This is a genomic window from Campylobacter concisus (assembly GCF_003048675.2).
GTDB lineage: Bacteria > Campylobacterota > Campylobacteria > Campylobacterales > Campylobacteraceae > Campylobacter_A > Campylobacter_A concisus_F.
The window spans coordinates 1-20,856 of the sequence record NZ_CP060707.1; the positions used below are offsets into that span (position 1 = coordinate 1).

Annotated in this window: 20 protein-coding genes and 1 other RNA gene; 14 read left to right on the forward strand and 7 right to left on the reverse strand. The window is 39.5% G+C overall.

Annotated elements, in window-relative coordinates; translation table 11 throughout:
* The 5 genes from dnaA to CVT00_RS00025 all read left to right on the forward strand — a co-directional run bounded on the left by dnaA (position 1) and on the right by CVT00_RS00025 (position 6,729).
* Complete coding sequence (gene dnaA, locus CVT00_RS00005) at positions 1–1,311, forward strand: chromosomal replication initiator protein DnaA (protein WP_002940543.1); 1,311 nt, start codon at positions 1–3, stop codon at positions 1,309–1,311.
* 153 nt (positions 1,312–1,464) lie between these two features.
* Entirely contained in the window at positions 1,465–2,532 is a 1,068-nt protein-coding gene (gene dnaN / locus CVT00_RS00010; protein WP_021088742.1) for a DNA polymerase III subunit beta, read from the forward strand.
* A gap of 17 nt (positions 2,533–2,549) precedes the next feature.
* Complete coding sequence (gene gyrB, locus CVT00_RS00015) at positions 2,550–4,859, forward strand: DNA topoisomerase (ATP-hydrolyzing) subunit B (protein WP_021087013.1); 2,310 nt, start codon at positions 2,550–2,552, stop codon at positions 4,857–4,859.
* A 17-nt stretch (positions 4,860–4,876) separates the two neighbouring features.
* Positions 4,877–5,494 carry a preQ(1) synthase gene (queF, locus tag CVT00_RS00020; protein WP_230853761.1) on the forward strand — a complete coding sequence of 206 codons (618 nt, stop codon included), beginning with the start codon at positions 4,877–4,879 and terminating at the stop codon, positions 5,492–5,494.
* Entirely contained in the window at positions 5,494–6,729 is a 1,236-nt protein-coding gene (locus CVT00_RS00025; RefSeq protein ID WP_103557844.1) for an HD domain-containing protein, read from the forward strand. Before queF ends, CVT00_RS00025 begins: the two co-directional genes overlap by 1 nt.
* On the opposite strand, the gene ffs is transcribed toward CVT00_RS00025, so the two are convergent.
* An RNA gene (gene ffs / locus CVT00_RS00030) (signal recognition particle sRNA small type) lies at positions 6,716–6,813 on the reverse strand. The genes CVT00_RS00025 and ffs overlap by 14 nt on opposite strands.
* A 113-nt stretch (positions 6,814–6,926) precedes the next feature.
* Here ffs and CVT00_RS00035 point away from each other — a divergent pair.
* Positions 6,927–7,361, forward strand: coding sequence for a hypothetical protein (locus CVT00_RS00035; RefSeq protein ID WP_103557845.1), 435 nt, complete (start codon positions 6,927–6,929; stop codon positions 7,359–7,361).
* A 375-nt stretch (positions 7,362–7,736) separates the two neighbouring features.
* On the opposite strand, the gene CVT00_RS00040 is transcribed toward CVT00_RS00035, so the two are convergent.
* Genes CVT00_RS00040 through purM form a run of 3 tightly spaced genes read right to left on the reverse strand, consistent with a single transcriptional unit; the run spans position 7,737 to position 9,431 of the window.
* On the reverse strand, positions 7,737–8,156 hold the full coding sequence (locus tag CVT00_RS00040; RefSeq protein WP_103557846.1) for an RDD family protein: 420 nt from the start codon (positions 8,154–8,156) through the stop codon (positions 7,737–7,739).
* A 1-nt stretch (position 8,157) separates the two neighbouring features.
* Positions 8,158–8,448, reverse strand: a complete 291-nt coding sequence (locus CVT00_RS00045; RefSeq protein ID WP_103557847.1) for a hypothetical protein — start codon at positions 8,446–8,448, stop codon at positions 8,158–8,160.
* Positions 8,448–9,431 carry a phosphoribosylformylglycinamidine cyclo-ligase gene (gene purM / locus CVT00_RS00050; protein WP_107915130.1) on the reverse strand — a complete coding sequence of 328 codons (984 nt, stop codon included), beginning with the start codon at positions 9,429–9,431 and terminating at the stop codon, positions 8,448–8,450. The genes CVT00_RS00045 and purM overlap by 1 nt, the downstream gene beginning before the upstream one ends.
* 79 nt (positions 9,432–9,510) lie before the next feature.
* Here purM and coaE point away from each other — a divergent pair, with 79 nt between their 5' ends.
* Positions 9,511–10,113, forward strand: a complete 603-nt coding sequence (gene coaE, locus CVT00_RS00055; RefSeq protein WP_107915128.1) for a dephospho-CoA kinase — start codon at positions 9,511–9,513, stop codon at positions 10,111–10,113.
* Here the strand turns inward: coaE and CVT00_RS00060 are convergent.
* Positions 10,103–10,723, reverse strand: a complete 621-nt coding sequence (locus tag CVT00_RS00060) for a DNA alkylation repair protein (protein ID WP_107915126.1) — start codon at positions 10,721–10,723, stop codon at positions 10,103–10,105. The genes coaE and CVT00_RS00060 overlap by 11 nt on opposite strands.
* A 75-nt stretch (positions 10,724–10,798) precedes the next feature.
* On the opposite strand from CVT00_RS00060, the gene dapF reads away from it, so the two are divergent.
* Positions 10,799–11,542 (forward strand): diaminopimelate epimerase, encoded by a 744-nt coding sequence (dapF, locus tag CVT00_RS00065; protein ID WP_107915124.1) that lies wholly within the window; start codon positions 10,799–10,801, stop codon positions 11,540–11,542.
* A 169-nt stretch (positions 11,543–11,711) separates the two neighbouring features.
* Here dapF and rplT read toward each other — a convergent pair whose 3' ends face one another.
* Both rplT and rpmI read right to left on the reverse strand, forming a co-directional pair.
* Entirely contained in the window at positions 11,712–12,068 is a 357-nt protein-coding gene (gene rplT, locus CVT00_RS00070; protein ID WP_009295119.1) for a 50S ribosomal protein L20, read from the reverse strand.
* A 100-nt stretch (positions 12,069–12,168) separates the two neighbouring features.
* On the reverse strand, positions 12,169–12,360 hold the full coding sequence (gene rpmI, locus CVT00_RS00075; protein WP_004317422.1) for a 50S ribosomal protein L35: 192 nt from the start codon (positions 12,358–12,360) through the stop codon (positions 12,169–12,171).
* Positions 12,361–12,561: 201 nt separating this feature from the next.
* On the opposite strand from rpmI, the gene CVT00_RS00080 reads away from it, so the two are divergent.
* The 6 genes from CVT00_RS00080 (at position 12,562) to gmd (ending at position 20,855) form a co-directional block, all read left to right on the forward strand.
* Complete coding sequence (locus CVT00_RS00080) at positions 12,562–14,058, forward strand: C69 family dipeptidase (RefSeq protein ID WP_103557852.1); 1,497 nt, start codon at positions 12,562–12,564, stop codon at positions 14,056–14,058.
* Between the two features lie 424 nt (positions 14,059–14,482).
* The gene (metE, locus tag CVT00_RS00085) at positions 14,483–16,756 is read left to right on the forward strand and encodes a 5-methyltetrahydropteroyltriglutamate--homocysteine S-methyltransferase (protein ID WP_107915122.1); all 2,274 of its coding nucleotides are present in this window, start codon (positions 14,483–14,485) and stop codon (positions 16,754–16,756) included.
* 25 nt (positions 16,757–16,781) lie between these two features.
* Positions 16,782–17,240: a hypothetical protein gene (locus CVT00_RS00090; protein WP_035169741.1), complete on the forward strand. Its 459-nt coding sequence runs from the start codon at positions 16,782–16,784 to the stop codon at positions 17,238–17,240.
* 4 nt (positions 17,241–17,244) lie between these two features.
* Positions 17,245–18,129, forward strand: a complete 885-nt coding sequence (locus CVT00_RS00095; RefSeq protein WP_107915120.1) for a methylenetetrahydrofolate reductase — start codon at positions 17,245–17,247, stop codon at positions 18,127–18,129.
* A 209-nt stretch (positions 18,130–18,338) separates the two neighbouring features.
* Positions 18,339–19,709: a mannose-1-phosphate guanylyltransferase/mannose-6-phosphate isomerase gene (locus CVT00_RS00100; protein WP_103557857.1), complete on the forward strand. Its 1,371-nt coding sequence runs from the start codon at positions 18,339–18,341 to the stop codon at positions 19,707–19,709.
* 3 nt (positions 19,710–19,712) lie between these two features.
* Positions 19,713–20,855, forward strand: a complete 1,143-nt coding sequence (gmd, locus tag CVT00_RS00105) for a GDP-mannose 4,6-dehydratase (RefSeq protein ID WP_103557858.1) — start codon at positions 19,713–19,715, stop codon at positions 20,853–20,855.
* Position 20,856 lies beyond the last annotated feature (1 nt).

Here is a 20,856-nt window from a genome sequence, read left to right on the forward strand (position 1 = left end):
TTGCTAGCAGACGAGATTTTAGAGCTTTTACAGACAAAAATATCAGCTAATGAATTTGACTGCTACATCAAACAATTAAAATTTAACGAAAAGGCTTCAAACGAAGATTTTATAGTTTTTAACGCCACGAGTGAATTAATGGCTAAATTTATAAAAACTAGATATGCAGAAAAGATCGCCTACCTTTATGAAGTAAAAACCGGCAAAAAGCCAGAAGTCGAGATAACTAGCCAAACAAAGCTAAAAAACATAAAACAAAACCAAGTAAATGTAAAGCAGATCAAGGCGCAAAGCAGCATCTTAAACCCTGGATATACATTTGAAAATTTTGTCTGTGGCGACTCAAATCAGTTTGCTTTTTTAAACGCAAAAGCAGTTGCGGACAAGCCTGGCGTGCTTTACAACCCACTTTTTATATACGGCACAACTGGTCTTGGCAAGACGCACTTGCTTCAGTCAGTTGGCAACTACTGCTTAGATCAAGGCAAAGTAGTCATCTGCGTGACGAGCGATCAGTTTATGATTGATTTTACCACGCATCTAAATAGCCACTCGATGACTAAATTTCGTGAAAAGTACCGAAACTGCGATGTTTTACTAATAGACGACGTGCAGTTTCTTGGCAAGACGGATAAAATTCAAGAGGAGTTTTTCAACACCTTTAACGAGCTCATCGCCAAAAAAGGTCAGATCGTCATGACCTCAGACCGCCCAGCAAAGATACTAAAAGGCTTTGATGAGAGGCTAAAGTCTAGGTTTGAGCAAAGCATAATGGCTGATATCACGCCACCTGAGCTTGATACAAAGATAGCTATCATCATCAAAAAATGTGAATTTGACAAAATTTATCTAAACAAAGAAGTGATCGACTACATCGCTACAAACATGGGCGATAATATCCGTGAGATCGAGGGCGCTATCATAAATTTAAACGCCTATGCAAGCTTGATGAGAGTTGAGATAACACTTGAATTTGCTAAAAACACACTAAAAGATCTCATCAAAGAGAAGCACGAAAATATAAATTTAGAGACCATTATAGAGATCGTTAGCAAAGAGCTAAATATCAAGCCAAGCGACATAAAAAGCAAGTCAAGAGTGCAAAACATCGTCGAGGCTAGACGCATCATCATCTACCTTGCAAAGATGCTTACAACAAATTCAATGCCACAAATCGCAAACTATTTTGGTATGAAAGACCATAGCGCCGTTAGTCACAATATAAAAAAGATAAACGAGCTCATGGAGAGCAACGAAATTTTCAACCTCAGAGTGACTGAGATAAAGAACAAAATTTTAACAAAAGGATAAAAACAGAATGAAATTCGTGAATAAATGTGAAGAAATGAAAAATTCTTTTCACATTTTAAATAACGATGTTGGCGTGAGAAAAGATGGTTTTCACACTTTCACGCTACCAACTAATACAACAAAAAGAAAATTAAAAATAAGAGGGAGTATTTAATGAAGGTTTTAATAAACAAAAACATGCTTGAGAGCATAGTAACAAACACTAATCCATATCTCGAAAAAAGAGATCTTAGTGCTATAACTTCTCACATCTATATCTCTGCAAAAGATGGAGTTTTAAACATAAAAGCAACTGATCACGAGATAGGACTAGCATATAAACTAAGCAACGCAAAGATAGTTGATGAGGGCTATGCGACTGCAAATGGTAAAAAGCTACTTGACATCATAAAAAGTCTAAAAGATGAAGAGGTAACGCTTGAAACTGTTAATAACTATCTTTACATCAAGCAAAAAAACTCAAAATACAAACTTCCTATGTATAAATTTGAAGACTTCCCAGAGTTTCCAACGATAGAAGGCAAGGCTAAATTTGACATAGACGCCATAATGCTAGGCAGAAGCTTAAAGAAAATTTTGCCGTGCATCGATAGCAACAACCCTAAATTTGAGCTAAACGGCGCTTTACTAGACATAAAACAAAACTATATAAATATAGTCGGTACTGATACAAAAAGGCTAGCTGTATTTAAATTTGCAAATGAAGCGAGCAATGAGTTTTCACTGATCATCCCTAAAAAAGCGATAAATGAAATTCAAAAGCTATTTTTCGACAAGATAGAAATTTACTATGACGAAAACGTCCTCATCGCTCAAAGCCAAAATTTTGAGTTTTTCACAAAACTGATAAACGGCAAATTCCCTGACTATGAGCGCGTTATACCAAAAGATATTGCTATAAGATTTGAGCTAAGCAGAGATAAGATGGTTGAAGGCATCAAAACTATCTCGATGCTAAGCGATCAGATGAAGATAACTTTTTCAAAAGAGAGCATCACGTTTGAGAGCATCATAGAGGACAACTCTGAAGCCAAAACGATGATAGAGTTTCAAACTGGGCTTGAAGAAGATATCAGCATAAATGTAAAAAATAGAAATTTAATAGACTTCTTACAAAGCATAGAAGATGAGAAATTTGAGTTTGGATTTAAAGATAAAAATTTACCTTTCGTTGTTAGCTCAAAAGAGCTTCTAACGGTTATAAGTCCATTAAATATATAAGTTAAAAAAGGTTTATGATGGAAAATAATTACGGCGCAGAAAATATTAAAGTACTAAAAGGGCTTGAGGCGGTTAGGAAGCGCCCAGGCATGTATATAGGCGATACTAACATAAGCGGTCTTCACCACATGATCTACGAAGTCGTTGATAACTCTATCGACGAAGCGATGGCAGGATACTGCGATACGATAGATGTTGAGCTTACACGTGAGGGCTCAGCGATCATTAGCGATAATGGACGTGGTATCCCAGTAGATATGCACCCGACTGAGAAAATTTCAGCTGCGACTGTTGTTCTAACTGTGCTTCACGCTGGTGGTAAATTTGACAAGGACACTTATAAGGTCTCTGGCGGTCTTCACGGCGTTGGTGTATCTGTTGTAAATGCCCTTTCTAAAAAGCTAATCGTAAATATCAAACGCGATGGCAAGCTTCATAGACAAGAATTTGCAAAAGGTATCCCACAAAGCGATCTTGAAGTGATAAAAACTACAAACCGCACAGGTACGCAAGTCGAGTTTTGGCCAGATGATAGCATATTTGAAGTGACTGAATTTGATGATGAAATTTTAGTAAAAAGATTTCGCGAGCTAGCCTATCTAAACCCAAAGATAACTATAAATTTCAAAGATCAAAGAAATGGCAGAAGTGAGAGCTTTCATTTCGAGGGTGGGTTAGAGAGCTTTGTAACTGATATGAACAAGGCAAATGCTGTTAGTAAAGCAGTCTCATTTAGTGGCGGCGAAGATGATGTTATGGTTGATTTTGCCTTGCTTTATAACGACACTTATAGTGAAAATTTACTAAGCTTTGTAAATAACATCAAAACTCCAGATGGCGGTACGCACGAAGCTGGCTTTAGAGCGGGCCTTACAAGAGTTATCACAAACTACGTTCAAGCAAACGCTGCTGCACGTGAAAAAGATACAAAGATAACTGGCGAAGATATCCGCGAGGGACTTATAGCAGTTGTAAGCGTAAAGGTGCCAGAGCCGCAGTTTGAGGGACAAACAAAGGGCAAACTAGGTTCAAGCTACGTAAAACCTATCGTTCAAAAGATGGTTTTTGACGTGCTTACAAAGTACTTTGAAGAAAATCCTATCGAAGCAAGAGCGATAATGGATAAAGCTCTAATGGCAGCTCGTGGTCGCGAGGCGGCTAAAAAAGCTAGGGATCTAACTCGTAAAAAAGAGAGCATGAGCGTAGGCACGCTCCCTGGCAAACTAGCTGATTGTCAGAGTAAAGATCCAGTAATTAGCGAGCTATACCTAGTGGAGGGCGACTCTGCGGGCGGTTCTGCAAAACAAGGACGTGATAGAGTTTTTCAAGCGATATTGCCGCTTAAGGGTAAAATTCTAAACGTTGAAAAGGCAAGACTAGATAAAATTTTAAAGTCTGATGAGATAAAAAATATGATAACAGCGCTAGGCTGCGGTATTGGAGATGAATTTGACGCTGAAAAGCTTAGATATCATAAGATCATCATCATGACCGACGCCGACGTCGATGGTAGCCACATTCAGACACTGCTTTTAACTTTCTTCTTTAGATTTTTAAATAAAGTTGTAGAAAACGGCCACATTTATCTAGCTCAGCCGCCACTTTACCGCTATAAAAAAGGTAAGAAAGAAATTTATCTAAAAGATGAAAAGGCGCTAAACGAATTTCTTATCGAAACTGGCATCGAAGGCGTTGATATAGAGGGTATCGGTAGTGCTGATCTCATCGACTTTTTAAAAATCGTTGCAGCTTATAGAAGCGTCTTAAAAGAGCTTGAAAAACGCTTTAATGTCCTTTCAGCGATCCGCTATATGATAGAAAATCCAGACATCGTATCAAAAAGTTACAATGAAATTTTTGAAATTTTAAGAGATTTTTTAAAAGCTGAGGGTCATAACATACTAAATCACTACGTTAGCGAAGATGAGGTTAGAATTTATGTCCAAACAGAGAGCGGCCTAGAAGAGCTTGTGGTAAATGAAAATTTATTTACAAATCCACTCTACGAAGAGGCGCTTTATATCAGCCAAAAGATAAAAGAGCGTGGTCTAGACTTGCATAGTGACGTTATAGACGTGCTTGATGAAGTAGAGAAAAATGCGAAAAAAGGTGCATATATCCAGCGCTACAAAGGTCTTGGTGAGATGAACCCTGAGCAGCTTTGGGAGACTACGATGAACCCTGAGAACAGAAGACTTTTAAAGATCGATATAAACGACGCTATAAGCGCTTCTGATACGTTTAATCTCTTCATGGGCGATGAAGTCGAGCCAAGAAGAAACTACATCCAAGATCACGCAAAAGACGTTAAACACTTGGATATATAAAAGAAAAAGGATAAAAAATGAGCGAAGAGATGAAGTATGGCGAGAAAATTTTAAAAGAATTTGACGTAGAGAGTGACCTTGAGGTCTGGGAAAATAAGCAAACAAGGGACTATGTCATAAAGATCACTCTGCCTGAGTTTTGCTGCCTTTGCCCTCGCTCTGGTTATCCTGACTTTGCGACCATATACCTTGAGTATATCCCAAATAAGCTAGTTGTCGAGCTAAAAGCGATAAAGCTTTATATAAATAGCTTTATGAACCGCAACATCAGCCACGAAGATAGTATAAATGAAATTTACTCTGTTTTAGAGAAAAAGCTTGAGCCTAAATTTATGAAGATAGTTGGCGACTTTAACCCACGTGGAAATGTCCATACGGTTATCGAGATCAGCTCTGATCTAGTGGTAAAAAAGCCAGCTGAAGAGAAAGAATACGCTCCAAGAAGTAGGGAGAGAAGCTTTAGCGACAAGCCACGTGAGAGACGTAGCACAAGCGATCGCGCTAGCAGTAGAGGCAGCAGAGATGATAAATTTAAAAAAGATGACAAGCCAAAAAGAAGCTCAAACAAAGAGGGCTTTAGAAAGATAAGCTACGCCGATGATAAGAAGCCAAAAGTAGTCAAAAAGGATAAATAATGATAAGTGCTAAGCTTATAGAACATATCTTTAAAGCAGCATCTATATCACGTTGGAACGACTATCCAAAGATGACAAATTTAGTCGAGCTTGACAAGCAGGCTCATAAATTTATCATCGCTTATTTCATAGCAAAACAAGAGCAAAATGCCGATATGAACTACATCATCGAGGCTGGAATTTTTGAGTTTTTAAGCAGGGTCGTAGTCACAGACATACGCCCTGACGTCTTTCACCACATCCAAAAGACAAAAAAAGAGCAGATAAATAGCTGGGTTTTAAGTAACCTTGAGACGCTCATCTCAGATATTGAGGGAGGCGAGTTTTTGGAGAGATTTAAAAACCACTATAAAAACGACAAAAGCCACGAAAAAGAGCGCCTCATCTTAAAAGCGGCGAGCTATCTTGCCACGAGGTGGGAATTTTCTATCGTCTATCAAACGAGCCAGTTTTTAAGCGATATCGACGAGCTTAAGGCGAAGGTTGAGGAGGAGATGGAGGATTACTACGAGTTAATTGGCGTTAGAAAGATCGCTATGAACCAAAAACTAGCCCGCCTTGTTGATCTAAGTGGCAGGCTAAGGTTTCAAAAGCGCTGGGCACAAACGCCTCGTATCCCTGAAACTGCGGTCTTAGGACATATGCTAGTTGTTGCGATACTTAGCTATTTTTACTCACTAAAAGCAAAAGCTTGTAAAAAACGCTTGGAAAATAACTTCTTTTGCGCCCTTTTTCACGACCTACCAGAGAGCCTTACAAGGGATATCATAAGCCCTGTAAAATACGGCGTAAAGGGGCTAAATGAGATCATCAGCGAGTATGAGATGAGGCTTATTGATGAGAGGATTTTGCCATTTGTGCCTGAAAAGATCAAAGATGAGTTTAGCTACATCCTTGGTATCAGAAAAGATGGCGAGAAATTTATCAAAGATGAGTTTGAAAATAGAACATTCGAGCGCAAGATCATCTGCCACGAAGGGACTATGGAGAACGTAAATGAGGATAAATTTAACCCGATCGACGGCAAAGCGTTAAAATACTGCGACAAGCTCTCAGCCTACATCGAAGCTGGAATTTCCATAAGCTACGGCGTCAAGTCAAAAGAGCTAACTGATGGCTTTAATAATATGTATAAATTTTTTAGCGAAAAACCTAAGATCGATGGAGTGGATTTTTTAGAAATTTGCGATGATTTTAATGAGCATTTTGGTTTAGAAAGACCCCCTCTCAGATGACTGCGGCACACACTTAATACAAGTGCTCTGCTGTGTTCCCACCCTGAAGCGGTGCTCATAAAAAGCATTGCACAGGTCTAAGAAGGAGCTTCGCAATCATACAAAAACTATACTTAAATTTAGTTTTATAGTTACATTTTTAAAAATTTAGCTTTAAGAGTATATAATCTCACATAAATTTTACCAAAAGTAGGGCAATGCCAGGAAAGATCAAACTTCGTTTTTTATCGGCTTTTAGGGATTTTTTCATCTATCATCACAAGTCTTTAGAGTTTCGTGCAAAAATTTTTGCTGCTATGATTTCAGCTAAATTTGACCCAGACGAGGATGATTTTTCCATCTTAAATGACATCGTAAATGAAATTTATGAAAACGATCAGACTAGAAAAGACTTCTTAATTCAAACCGTTAGAGAGTACGTCGCAAGGGTCAAAAGAAACGATAGGATCACGCTTGACACGCTTCTTTTATGTATAGATAAAGATATGAAAGACCACAAAAGATATGCTAAAAAGATAGACTTTTCGCACCTTCGCCGCTTGATGAGTGGCTGCGAGGAGGAAATTTTAGTGCAGCAAAGAGTCTATGAGTTTTTGATAAACGAAGTCAGGCTCTACTCGCAGAGTGCTTAAATTTCACCCTAAATTTAATCAAAAATTTTTCGTGGCTTGTAACTAAATTTTCTCGTTTCTGACCTTGTTTTTTCTATTTAACTCGCTAGTTTAGGCGATTTATGACTAAAAATTCGAAACAAAACTTCATAAGCTAAATTTACATTGATAAATGTGCATTATTTTGTGATAAAGCTGTTGCTAAGATAAAAAATAAGCGCATAGATTAGCCTGCTTACACTTTCTTGGCGTCGCTTCTTGCTACCTTGCAAAGGATAAGAAGCTTAGAGGAGGCCATAGGGCTTTTTAAAGAGTATATTTGTCAGGTCATAAAAGAGAGTATCGACACAAAGCTAGGCGCAAAAAAAGCCTACTTTGGCACGGAGCGAAGCAAATTTAAACTGATTTTTGCACTGCAGCTGAATGGGTTATGATGTCGTGTAAATTTAGCTTGTCTTTTCTAAAAAAGCAAAGGCAAAGTCCGATGATGCTAAAGCCAGCAAATGCAAAGCAAATTTGGCGCAAGATCGCGTGAAGAAGGCTTAGCTTTTTGCCAGTTTGTAAATTTATGAGATAAATTTCTTGCGCTTTGTAGCCTGGAGTTTGTGCCTTTATGCTAAAAAAAAGGCACATTATAAATGAGATGAGGCTATTTACGCCAAAGATCGCAAGCTGGTTGTGCAAAAACGCCTCTTTGCCGTCAAGCAAAAGATAGGTCGTGGCGTAAAATATCGGCATACCGATGATAAAAAGATCGATGATAGAGGCCTTTACTCTAGCCCAGATCGGTGCGATTTTTGCCTTTTGCTTTGCCAAGTTATTTTCCTGTGTTTATGTAGATACGGCTAAATTTCTCCCAGTCATATAGGTAGATAAGGCAGTCAATCACCTCACAGCTCTCATCGTAAAGATTGCCGTCCTCGCTGTTGTCTTGCATGATAGGTAGCATGCCTGATCCTCTCGAGACCTCACACCAATACTCATAAAAATCAAGCTTTTTGATATCGCTCTCTAGCACGCCAAACATGCCTAAAAACTGATAGATGCTAAGGTCAAAAAAGCTCTTATTTTTGGTTTTTTGCAGGCGTTTTACACTATTTGTGTGCATCAAACTAGCTCTACGCCCTTGCCGTTTACCACTTCGCCGATCACGTAGCCATCGCTATTTGCTAGCACAGCATCAACGTTTTCTTTAGGCACAACAAGGATCATGCCAACGCCCATGTTAAAGGTCCTCATCATCTCGCTATCTTCTACTTTTTGCGCAAGGATTTTAAAAATTTCAGGCGTTTTTATAGCGCTTTTTTGCACCTTCGCACCAAGTCCAGCAGGAAAGACGCGAGGCAAGTTTTCTACTATGCCGCCACCAGTTATATGCGCCATAGCTGTGATCTTATCTTTTAATTTTAAAAAGTCGCTCACGTAAATTCTAGTTGGCTCAAGAAGCACGTCGATGAGCGCTCTATCACCCACTTTTTCATCAAATTTTAGCCCAAGCTCGCTTACAACTTTTCTTGCAAGAGAGAAGCCATTTGAGTGCAAACCGCTGCTAGGAAGTGCGACTAAAACGTCACCAGATTTTACAAATTTACTCCTATCGATCTCGTCAGCCTCAGCGATACCCACGGCAAATCCAGCAAGGTCAAAGTCACCCTTTTCATACATAGACGGCATCTCAGCTGTCTCACCGCCTATCAGCGCGCACTGCGCCTTTTTGCAGCCATTTGCGATACTTTTTACCACCTCTTTGGCACTCTCTATCGCAAGCTTAGCAGTCGCGTAATAGTCAAGGAAAAATAGTGGTGTGGCGAAGTTGCAGATGAGGTCATTTACGCACATAGCGACTAGATCCTCGCCAACGCCCTCAAATTTCTTAGCGTCGATAGCTAGACGAAGCTTCGTGCCAACGCCGTCTGTGGCACCTAAAATGGCTGGATTTTTATATCCGCTTGGCAGTCTGACCGCACCTGAAAATGATCCGATGCCGCCTATGACGTTTGGTGTTTGCGTAGATTTTACGAAAGGCTTGATCGCCTCAACAAAGCTATTTCCAGCATCTATATCAACTCCGGCATCTTTATAACTTATCATTTTCGCCCTTTTGGTTATTTTTTAAAACTTTAGCCAAAAGTTGCTAAAATTGTTATCAATTTTCAAAAATGGAGCGACTTTGCAGAAATTTCCAAACGCCTACGTCATCACAGGCTCGATCGCTAGTGGCAAAAGCACGGTTGTAAATTTACTAAAAGAGCGAGGATTTAGTGTGATCGACGCAGACGTGATCGCACACGAACAGCTTGAAATTTGTAAAGGCGAGATCGTTTGTGAGTTTGGCGAGCAAATTTTGGGTGAAACTGGCAAGATAGATCGCAAAAAGCTTGGTGCCATCGTCTTTTGTGAGCCAAAAAAGCTTAAAAATTTAGAGCAAATTTTACATCCAAAGATAAAAGCTGAAATTTTTTTCAAAGCCTCGCAGCTTGAGGGTTTGGGGCAAGTTTATTTTGTCGATATCCCTTTGTTTTTTGAAAAAAAGGAGCGTTACGCTGAGTTTAAAAATGTAGCCGTGATCTACGCGCCAAAAGAGCTTTTGCTAAGCCGTCTAATGAGCCGAAATGGTTTAAGCTTAGAGGATGCAAAAGCTAGAGTAGAGCTTCAGATGGACATCGAGCAAAAGAAAAAAATGGCAAAATTTGTTATCGATAATAGCAGCGACATGGAGAATTTAAAGCTGGAGCTAGAGAAATTTTTAAAGCAGATCGGCGCTATTTCTTGATAAATTTACTAGCAAATTTATATGTTTGCATGGCCTCTTTACTACCCAAATTCCAGCTATCAAGCTCAGCTTTTACTAAATTTGGAAATTTCTTGCTTATATCTTTTATTGCGTTGCTAACTGACTTTCTAAGATACTCGCTCTCGTCTTCTTTTAGGCTGGCTAGGCGCCTAATCGCCTCATCTGGGTTATCTTTAAAATAAGGCCTGTTTGTCCATATCCTAAGCCCCTCGCTTACGGCTCTTTTTGCATTTGCATTGCCAGTTTTTAGCCACTCATCGATCGTTAAAAGTGCCTGCTCGTAGCCAACTTTTTTACAAAACTCGTCAAACGCCTTTGCCAGCACCTCTTGAACCCTCCAGTTTTCATCTTTTGAGACTTCATCTCTCATAAATGCCAAAATTTCTTCGCTATCTGATAGGTGTCCAAAGAGAAAAACGGCGTACATCCGCACTTGATAGAGCTTCGAGCCGTATGCTAGGTATGCAAGCCCTTTGCAGTGCGCAGCTCCCTTTGCTTTATAGTCAGCCAAAGCCCTTCTTTCTTGCTCTTTAAAGCCATTTTCTATCAAAGAAAACTCTTTTTCTAAATTTAAGATGTAGCTCTTCAAAGTGGCTCCTTTAAATTTATTAATAATTCTTATCTAAATTTTAGTAAAATCAAACAAAAAATAAAAGGATGGCTCATGCAAGTCTCAAAATACAACGCCAGCGGCAATGATTTTGTCATATTTCACACATTTTTGAGCAAAGATAGAAGCGAGCTTGCAAGGCAGATTTGCAGCCGAACAAACGGCGTGGGAGCTGATGGGCTCATCGTGCTTTTGCCTTACGAAAAGGGCGTGAAATGGGAGTTTTACAACAGTGACGGAAGCTACGCTGCGATGTGTGGCAACGGCTCGCGCGCGGCTGCTAGATATGCCTATCTAAACGGCCTTGTAAGTTCAAGCGAATTTGCTCTGCTAACTGGCAGCGGCGAGGTGATGGCAAGTGTGAAAGATGAGTGCGTCGAGGTCGTGCTAACAAGTCCAAAAATTTTAAGCGAACCACTAAACGAAGGTGGCAAAACTTGGTACTTTTACGATACTGGCGTGCCTCATCTTGTAAATTTCACGCAAAATTTAGAGGAATTTGACGTCAATGAGTGCAGGGCGCTTCGCCAAAAATACAATGCAAATGTAAATTTAGCCAAATTTGATGGCGGAGTTTTAAAAGTAAGAACCTACGAAAGGGGCGTGGAGGACGAGACGCTAGCTTGTGGCACTGGCATGGCGGCTTGCTTTTACGGCGCTACTTTAAATTTAAACGCAGCGCAATGTCTAAAAGTTTATCCAAAAAGCGGCGAGGAGCTTGGACTTAGGCTTGAAAACGGCAAAATCTTATTTAGCGGAGCGGTGAAACACTGCTTTGATACTAGTATTGAAATTTAGCTATTTGGCTGCTGGGAGTTAAATTTGACTAGTAGTTTATAAAGGTCGCGGGTAGTAAATTTAAATTTCATATCAAATTTTGTGTAAAACAAAGAGTTTTATAGAGGTTTTGTTATTAAATTTTAAAGTGTATAAAAAAGAAGATCTCCGCCGAAGCGGAGAAAAGGTTTTATTTCAAAGCATCTTTTGCTTGTTTTGCAAGTGCCGCAAATGCCTTCGCGTCATTCATAGCTAGATCAGCTAAAATTTTTCTATCAAGTTCTATGTTAGCTTTGTTTAAGCCGTTGATAAATCTTGAATAGCTAATGTCGTTTAGTCTGCAAGCTGCATTGATACGAACGATCCATAAACGTCTGAAATCACGTTTTTTCTGGCGTCTGTCGCGATATGCATAAACTAAACTTCTCTCTAGTTGCTCTTTAGCTTTTCTAAAGTGTTTATGTCTAGCACTGAAAAAGCCACGTGCTAGCTTTAAAACTTTCTTATGGCGTCTTCTTCTAACTACGCCTGTTTTTACTCTTGCCATATTTATCCTTTTACAAATTGGCGCTCACAAAGTGAGTCTTGCCCCTAAATTTGGGGGAGTTTGAATGACTTTTTTGTCAAAAACTTAAATCTACAGCTGCTTATACGCCGAGCATTTTGCGAACGGCTGGGACATTTGTGCTGTCCACGTATTTTGGGCCACGCAAATCTCTCATACGCTTAGTAGGTTTTTTTGTTAAGATGTGGCTTCTAAAAGCAGAGCCTCTTTTTATCTTATTTTTACCTACTTTAAAGCGCTTAGCAGCACCGCGAACGGTTTTCATCTTTGGCATGCTAATCCTTTTTGAAATTTTATACGCAAGTGCGTAAGATTTGGATTATAGCGAAAAATCCTTTAGAAAATTTAAATTTCACTTAGACAAAATTTGCAATAAATTTACATTTAACTTAAAAAAGTTTTAAAATTTATAATTAAATTATTAAATTTGGCATATAATCACATATAAGAAATTTATTTTACTAAAGGAGTAAAAATGAAAGGGAAAATTCTTGCATCAATCGTCGCTATGAGTGCGATTTTAGGCACAAGTAGCTTGGCATGCACTACCATTTTAGTAGGAGATAAAGCTTCAAACGACGGCTCTATGCTAGTGGCTAGAAGCGCTGATAGCAAGGCTATAAAGGCTCAAGTTTTTTTGATACACCCAGCTACGAAAAATCAAACTGGCATGCACAGCTCAAAGGCACATGACGGCGCAAATGACTTTACATATCCGCTCCCAAAAGATGGCATGAGATACACAACCATCGCAAACTCACACACAAAACTTCACGGAGCAGTTGGCTACAACGAGGCTGGCGTTGGACTTAGTGGCACTGAGACCATCTACGCAAAAGATGAGCTTTTAAAAGTTGATCCATACAACGAAGAGACTGGCATCACAGAAGATGACATCCCAGACGTGCTTTTGCCACGCATCAAAAGTGCAAAAGAGGGCGTTAAGCTTCTTGGCGAGATAGTTGAGACAAAAGGCGCTGGAGAGGGCTTTGGTGTGGTATTTGTCGATGCAAACGAGCTTTGGTACTTTGAAACTGGCACAGGCCATAAATGGATCGCTTCGAAGATCCCACAAGATGAGTACTTCGTCACTGCAAACCAAGGCAGACTTCACGCTTACAAAGAAAATGATCCAAATTTCATGGGAGCAAAAGATGTCATCAAATTTGCGATCGACAACAAGACTTATGACCCTGCAAAAGATGGCGAATTTAACTTCACAAAGGCCTATACAAGGGACGATGAGAGAGATGTGACTTACAACTACCCACGTGTTTGCTGGGTGCAAAGCATGTTTAACCCAAGCTTAAAACAAGACTTCGCCGATGGTCAGAAATTCCCAGTATTTTTAAAACCAGAGAAAAAACTAAGTGTTGAAGATCTAAAAGCTGCGATGAGAGCCCACTACGACGGCACTGCGTTTGATAACTACGCTAGCAAAGATGAAGATAAGAAAAACATCTACCGCGCTATAAGCGTCTTTAGAACATACGAGTCTCACGTCATGCAGGTGCGCCCGTGGCTACCAAAAGAGATCGGCCGTGTGACCTACGTAGCTCTTGGCATGGCTGATCTTAGCGTTTATTTGCCGTATTACGAGGGGCTTGATGGCTTTATAAAAGGCTACTCAGATGGCTCATATGACGCTGATGATACTTCGATATACTGGGTTTATAGAAAGCTTCAAACCCTTGTGATGACTGACTATGAGAAGTATTCGCCAGTGGTTAAAGAGGCATATGCTAAATTTGAAAAAGAGTTGGCTGTAAAACAGGCTAAATTTGAAGATGAGTACGTCAAAATTTATAAAAAAGATAAGAAAAAAGCTGATAAACTCTTAAATGAATTTAGTAAAAAGACTATGCAAGAGGCTAAAGATCTCACAATGGAGCTTACAAACAAGGTCTTTACTATGCTTACGGCCGACATGGACGCTAAGCTAAAATCCCTAAACAAAGGTAAAAAAGACTAAAAGTTTTGGGCGTGAAATTTAGTAGCGCCCAAATTTAAACAAAAATTTGGCAAAGAGCGTTTATAATGCGGCAAAAATTCACTACAAAGGAAAAACGCTGATGCCTTGTCCCATGCATAAAGCTCGTTAATCTCGGCAAAAAACATATCAGCGATTTTCAAAAAACACGCAAACTTTTAAACAATTTTACATTTTTTCACATTGATATAAATCCATTTTTGCTAGCAGGTCCGCTGCATTGTAACTGCATTTTTAAAAATAAAACTAAGCAGTGTTTGAAATTTGGCAAGGATCTTTTTAGTAGGATTTTTTATAAATTTTACTTTAGTTTAAGAAGAAGCGGGTGTCATCCACCGCATGTGGTGTGACAAATTTTGTGCCTTGCACAGTTTTTAGTATAAATTTAAATTTAAAAAGGATAAAAATGATAAAAAGTTATGTTTTAGGTTTTCCAAGAATCGGAGAAAAAAGAGAGTTAAAGCGCGCATTAGAGGGCTTTTGGGCTGGTAAAGAGGGCTTTAGCGAAGAGAATTTGCAAGAGACTGCAAAGACGCTTCGTCAAAGACACTGGAAATATCAACAAGACGCTGGCATTTCGGCTATTAGCGTTAATGATTTTTCATTTTACGACCTAATGCTTGATAACATCATCGCTTTTGGCGCTACACCTCCAAGATTTGCAAATTTAAGCGGTTTGGAGCAATATTTTGCTTGCTCAAGAGGCAACAAAAACGGCGTTGCGATGGAGATGACAAAGTGGTTTAACACAAACTACCACTACATCGTGCCAGAGCTTAGCAGTGAGAGTAAATTTAGCCTAAAAGCGGACAAAATTTTAAATGAATACAAAGAGGCGAAGGCTAACGGCATAAAAGGTAAGGTAAATTTGATCGGCCCTATCACATTTTTGGCTCTTTCAAAGACGACTGACGGCAGCTGCCCATTTAAGCACCTTGACGCACTTGTAGGCGAGTACAAAAAGCTGCTTGAGCAAATTTCTAAGCTTGATGATGAAATTCTGGTGCAGTTTGACGAGCCGATCTTTGTAACTGACAAAAACGAAGAGCTACTTTTACCACTAATAACAAAGGTTTATAACGAGCTAACAGGCGTTGCAAATAACGTTAAGATCGTATTTGCGACATATTTTGAGCATGCGATCAAGGCAGTTAGCGAAGTGGCTAAAACTAAAATTTACGGCATCGCACTTGACTTCATCCACGGTAAGAGAAATTTTGAAGCACTTGAGACTATCAAAAATAGCCATTTGACGCTATTTGTAGGTGTGATAGACGGCAGAAATATCTGGAAAAGCAACATCGACGAAAAAGTAAAACTTGTAGGTGAAATTTCAGAAAAAATAGGCGGCAAAGACTTTTACATCGGCACTTCATGCTCACTTCTTCACGTGCCATACACTCTAAAATATGAAGAAAATTTAAACCCTGAGATCAAAAGCTGGTTAAGCTTTGCAGTTGAGAAGCTTGATGAGATCAAGATCATCACAAAACTAGCAAATGGCGAGAAACTTGATGAGAGCGAAACAAAAATTTACGAAGAGAACAAAAATGCCGTTAAAACTCGCGCCACTTCAAAGCTCATCCACTCTGAAAGCGTTCAAAAACGTATCAAAAATTTAAGCAAATTTGAGCGTGACGAGAAATTTGAAGACCGCATCAAAATTCAACGCGAAACATTAAAATACGGCATCTTGCCAACAACAACGATAGGTAGCTTCCCTCAAACGGTTGATCTTCGCGTACTTCGCCAAAATTTCAAAAAAGGCGAGATCGACGCGGCCGCTTATGAAGCAGGCATCAAAAAATACATCGATCACTGCGTGAAATTCCAAGAAGATATCGGCCTAGACGTGCTAGTACATGGTGAGCCAGAGAGAAACGACATGGTTGAGTACTTTGGCGAGCAGATCAGCGGATATGCATTTAGCCAAAATGGCTGGGTACAAAGCTACGGCAGCCGCTGCGTCAAGCCACCACTTCTCTTTGGTGACGTAAGTCGCCCAGAGCCGATGACAGTTAAGTGGATGAAATACGCTCAAAGCATCACAAAACACGTAATGAAGGGCATGCTAACAGGTCCTGTAACGATGCTAAACTGGAGCTTTGTGCGTGACGATCTTCCAAGAAGCGAGGTGGCAAAACAGCTTGCGCTTTGTATCTACGACGAGATCGCAGACCTTCAAAACGCAGGCATTAGAGTGATCCAAGTCGATGAGGCAGCTTTTAAAGAGGGCTATCCGCTAAGAGCTGAAAATATCCCAGCTTATGAGAAATTTGCGGTTGATTGCTTTAAGCTTTCAGTAAGCTCGGCTGAAGCAAAAACTCAGATCCACACGCATATGTGCTACTCTGAATTTAACGATATTATTAAGACCATTGAGGCTATGGACGCTGATGTTATCAGTATCGAGACTGCAAGAAGCGGCAACGAGCTACTTAAAATTTTCAAAGCCGTTGGCTACAAACAAGAGGTCGGACCTGGCGTTTACGACATCCACAGCCCACGCGTGCCAAGTGTCGAGGAGATTGTCGCTCAGATCAAAGCTCTGCTTGAAGTCTTGCCAAAAGAGCAACTTTGGATCAATCCAGACTGCGGCCTAAAAACCAGAAAATGGGAAGAGGTCGAGCCAAGCCTTAAAAACATGGTAGAAGCTGTCAAGATCGTAAGAGGTCTATAAAATTTAATTAAAAAGGATTTGAAAAATGAAAAGGATTTTTCTATTTGTAATATTAGTTATATTTGCGTCCGGATGTAGTTCTGGACGCCACTCTATACCACTCAACAAAGGTGCGTACAAGCAAACAAATATCTATAGTATCAGTGAGGCTTTAAATTTAGAAGCTGCCAAAAAAGAGCTAGCAGGCTTTGAAAATGTGAGGCTTGAATTTGGCTCAAACGACCAAAATAAAAGCGTCATAAAGGCAAATGTAAAGGTTCAAAGATTTATCACTGATAGCGGAGATATAAAGGGCTATTGCCAAGAGGCTTTTGTCGCCGTCATAAAAAGATATATGATAGCTGCTAAAAAGCAAAATGCCGACGTGGCAAATATCGTGAGCTTTTGGCGAGCCGATGCAAAATACCTAAAAGACGAGTTTGTCTGCATGTCGTCAAAAAGTTCTGTTGGCGTGGTGATGAGGGCTGATCTAGTTCAAAAGTGAGAAAATGCTAAAAGAGAAAATTTTAAATAAAGAAAAAGGGCTCGTGCTATATGGCCTTACGCCGCCAAAGGCTGAATTTGAAGAGGCAAAGCTGCGTGAGATCTCAGAGCGCTGGAGCTGGCGGATAAATGATATCAAGGCCGACGGACTCGTGCTTTACGAGGTGCAAGACGAGAGCGAGAGAAATGATAGCGAGAGGACATTTGAGTTTAGTGGGACGCTAAGCCCAGAAATTTACTACAAAAAGTATCTAAACGTCGCAACACCTAGTATATTTTACCGCGTGGCTAGCGGATACGGCGAGGATGAATTTCGCGCAGCACTTAAGGCTCAAAGCTCAAATTTAAACGTTCTAGTGGGGGCAACTTCTAGCACGCAAAAAGTGAGGCTAAATTTAGCTCGCGCCTACGAGATAGCTAGCGAATTTAAAGAGTTAGCAGTAGGCGGCGTCTGTATCGCAGAGCGTCACGGTAAAAAGGGCGATGAGCCACAAAGGATGCGTGAAAAGATCGCAGCTGGGGCTAAATTTTTCATATCGCAAGCGATATTTGACGCACAGCTAGCGCGTAAATTTTTAGAGGATTGCGCGGCTGTAAAGATAAGCGAGCCGATATTTCTTACATTTAGCACAGCTGGCAATGCAAAAACGCTTGAATTTATCAAATGGCTCGGAGTGAGCGTGCCAAGCTCGGTTGAGGAGAGGCTAAATTTCAGCTCTGACTACTTAGCTAGTAGCTGCGAGATCATCAAAGAAATTTGGTGCGAGCTAAAGAAATTTGGCGATGAAAATGGGCTAAATTTAAGCATAAATATAGAAAGCGTCATGGCAAAGCGCGCTGAGATCGAAGCGAGCCTGGAGCTAACAAAAAGCATAAGAGAGTTGGTGTAACGCCAGCTCTTGCTATAAAATCCACACAGGTGTCTTTGGACACAAGCTAAAAAGGCAATAGCTTTAGAAAATGGTTTTAAAAAAAGTGCCATGCTCAGCATAAGTTTAAATTTTAAAGTATTAAAATTTAGCATTTTTATTAGATTCTTAGTCTATTTTTGCTTTAATTAAAAAGAATTTTTAAAACTAATTTAAAGTTGAAATAAATTATGACTAATATATTATTATGCGGTGGTTCTGGTACGAGATTATGGCCTATTAGCAGGACTTTGATGCCAAAACAATTTATTAAATTATTTGATGATAGGTCTCTTTTTCAGCTAACAGCACTGCGAAACAGTGAAATTTGCGATAGGACATTTGTTATAACAAATGTTGATCATTACTACTTAGCAATGGATCAGATAGAAAATTTAAATATCACAAATTTTAAATATCTACTCGAGCCAGTTGGTAGAAATACTGCTCCAGCGATCACATTGGCTTGCCTCGCACTTGATCCAAATGAAGTGGTTTTAGTAACGCCATCGGATCATTTGATAAAGGACGTTAAAGAGTATCAAAAGAGCGTAAAAGTAGCAAAAGAGCTGGCAGAGCAAAATTTCTTGGTTACTTTTGGCATAAAACCAAGGTCGCCTGAGACGGGATTTGGCTATATTGAGAGTTTTAATGGTGATGTAAAGGCTTTTTATGAAAAGCCAGACTACGAAAGGGCAGTTAAATTTCTAAAAGATCAGAATTTTTACTGGAATTCAGGCATGTTTGTCTTTAAGGCAGGTGTTTTCTTGGATCAGATGAAAATTTTTGCCCCTGAGATACTTGAAGCGTGCAAATTTGCTTTTGATAATGCAAAAAAAGACGAATTTGATATTAAAATAGACGCTACTGATATGCAAAATATCCCACAAAACAGCATAGATTATGCTGTGATGGAAAAGTCTGATATCGTAAAAATGGTAGCCTTAAATGCTTCTTGGAGTGATCTTGGGAGTTTTGATAGTTTGGACGTAGAGCTAGAAAAAGACGCTAATGGCAATACAATAAATAGCGACCTGGTGCAGATAAATTCTCACAATAACCTAGTCCTATCTAGAGGTAAAAAAATAGCCTTGATAGATGTTGATGATCTAACGGTGGTAGATACAAAAGATGCTCTTTTAATATCTAAAAAATCCTCTAGCCAAAAGGTAAAAAATGTGGTGGAAATTTTAAAAGAGGAAAGTTCTGAGCTTTGCAATGCTCATGTTACAACAAATAGGCCTTGGGGAAACTATACTGTTCTTGAAAATCAAGACGGCTATAAGATAAAGATAATAGAAGTAAAGCCTGGTAAAAGGCTATCTTTGCAAAAGCATTTTCATAGAAATGAGCACTGGATAGTACTATCAGGTAGTGCCACTGTGACGATCGGCGAGACAACTAGACTTGTTTGTCCTAATGAGTCTATCTATATAAAAATGGGTGAAATTCATAGGCTATCTAATGAAGGTAAGATCCCTGTGGTTTTAATAGAAGCTCAAGTCGGCGAATATACAGGTGAAGATGATATAATTCGCTTAGATGATGATTTTAAAAGGTGATTTATGGATAAAAAAGTAGCGTTAATAACTGGCATAACTGGTCAAGATGGATCTTATCTGGCAGAATTTTTACTAAAAAAAGGTTATATAGTTCATGGTATAAAAAGGCGAACAAGTCTTTTTAATACAGATAGGATAGATCATCTTTATCAAGATCCACATGTTGATAATAGAAACTTTTTCTTGCACTATGGCGATATGACGGACTCTATGAATTTAACAAGGATCATCCAAGAGGTGCAGCCAGATGAAATTTACAACCTAGCTGCCATGAGCCACGTGCATGTAAGCTTTGAGACTCCAGAGTATGTCGCAAATGCTGATGGCACAGGCACTCTTAGGCTTCTTGAAGCTATAAGGATACTAGGGCTTGAGAAAAAGACAAAAATTTATCAGGCATCTACCTCTGAGCTTTACGGAAAAGTGCAAGAGACTCCCCAAAGCGAGACAACTCCGTTTTACCCAAGAAGCCCTTATGCAGTTGCAAAGATGTATGCCTACTGGATAACGGTTAATTACAGAGAGGCTTATGGCATTTTTGCTTGTAATGGTATATTGTTTAATCATGAATCGCCAGTTAGAGGTGAGACATTTGTAACTAGAAAGATCACAAGAGCAGCTAGCAAGATAGCGCTTGGACTTCAAGACAAGCTTTATCTTGGAAATTTAGACGCCAAAAGAGACTGGGGTCATGCAAAAGACTATGTGAAGATGATGTGGATGATACTGCAAGCCCCACAGCCAGAAGACTGGGTAATAGCAACTGGACAAACGACAGCGGTTAGAGACTTTGTAAAATTTGCATTTGCTTATGCTGGTATAAATTTGAGATTTGAAGGGGCTGGTGTAGATGAGGTAGGAGTCGTGGACTCACTAAATTTTGAAAAGGCAAAAGAGTTAAATTTAAATTTATCTCATTTAAGTGTTGGTCAAACTGTGGTTTGCGTGGATCCAAGGTACTTTAGACCAACAGAGGTTGATTTGCTACTTGGAGATCCTAGTAAGGCAGAGAAAAAACTAGGCTGGAAGAGAGAATTTAATCTTCAAGATCTAGTGAATGATATGATGAAATCAGACTTAAAGCTCATGACAAAAGACGTCTATCTAAAAGATGGTGGATATGAGATAATGAGCTATTTCGAGTAAA

Bases quoted from the DNA above. Each gene is read 5' to 3' on its own strand.
- CVT00_RS00100 (WP_103557857.1), top strand. From the start codon at position 18,339: ATGACTAATATATTATTATGCGGTGGTTCTGGTACGAGATTATGGCCT.
- queF (WP_230853761.1), top strand. From the start codon at position 4,877: ATGAGCGAAGAGATGAAGTATGGCGAGAAAATTTTAAAAGAATTTGAC.
- CVT00_RS00035 (WP_103557845.1), top strand. From the start codon at position 6,927: ATGCCAGGAAAGATCAAACTTCGTTTTTTATCGGCTTTTAGGGATTTT.
- gyrB (WP_021087013.1), top strand. From the start codon at position 2,550: ATGGAAAATAATTACGGCGCAGAAAATATTAAAGTACTAAAAGGGCTT.
- CVT00_RS00080 (WP_103557852.1), top strand. From the start codon at position 12,562: ATGAAAGGGAAAATTCTTGCATCAATCGTCGCTATGAGTGCGATTTTA.
- purM (WP_107915130.1), bottom strand. From the start codon at position 9,431: ATGATAAGTTATAAAGATGCCGGAGTTGATATAGATGCTGGAAATAGC.
- gmd (WP_103557858.1), top strand. From the start codon at position 19,713: ATGGATAAAAAAGTAGCGTTAATAACTGGCATAACTGGTCAAGATGGA.
- rpmI (WP_004317422.1), bottom strand. From the start codon at position 12,360: ATGCCAAAGATGAAAACCGTTCGCGGTGCTGCTAAGCGCTTTAAAGTA.
- CVT00_RS00045 (WP_103557847.1), bottom strand. From the start codon at position 8,448: ATGCACACAAATAGTGTAAAACGCCTGCAAAAAACCAAAAATAAGAGC.
- metE (WP_107915122.1), top strand. From the start codon at position 14,483: ATGATAAAAAGTTATGTTTTAGGTTTTCCAAGAATCGGAGAAAAAAGA.
- dapF (WP_107915124.1), top strand. From the start codon at position 10,799: ATGCAAGTCTCAAAATACAACGCCAGCGGCAATGATTTTGTCATATTT.
- CVT00_RS00095 (WP_107915120.1), top strand. From the start codon at position 17,245: ATGCTAAAAGAGAAAATTTTAAATAAAGAAAAAGGGCTCGTGCTATAT.
- rplT (WP_009295119.1), bottom strand. From the start codon at position 12,068: ATGGCAAGAGTAAAAACAGGCGTAGTTAGAAGAAGACGCCATAAGAAA.
- dnaN (WP_021088742.1), top strand. From the start codon at position 1,465: ATGAAGGTTTTAATAAACAAAAACATGCTTGAGAGCATAGTAACAAAC.
- CVT00_RS00025 (WP_103557844.1), top strand. From the start codon at position 5,494: ATGATAAGTGCTAAGCTTATAGAACATATCTTTAAAGCAGCATCTATA.
- CVT00_RS00090 (WP_035169741.1), top strand. From the start codon at position 16,782: ATGAAAAGGATTTTTCTATTTGTAATATTAGTTATATTTGCGTCCGGA.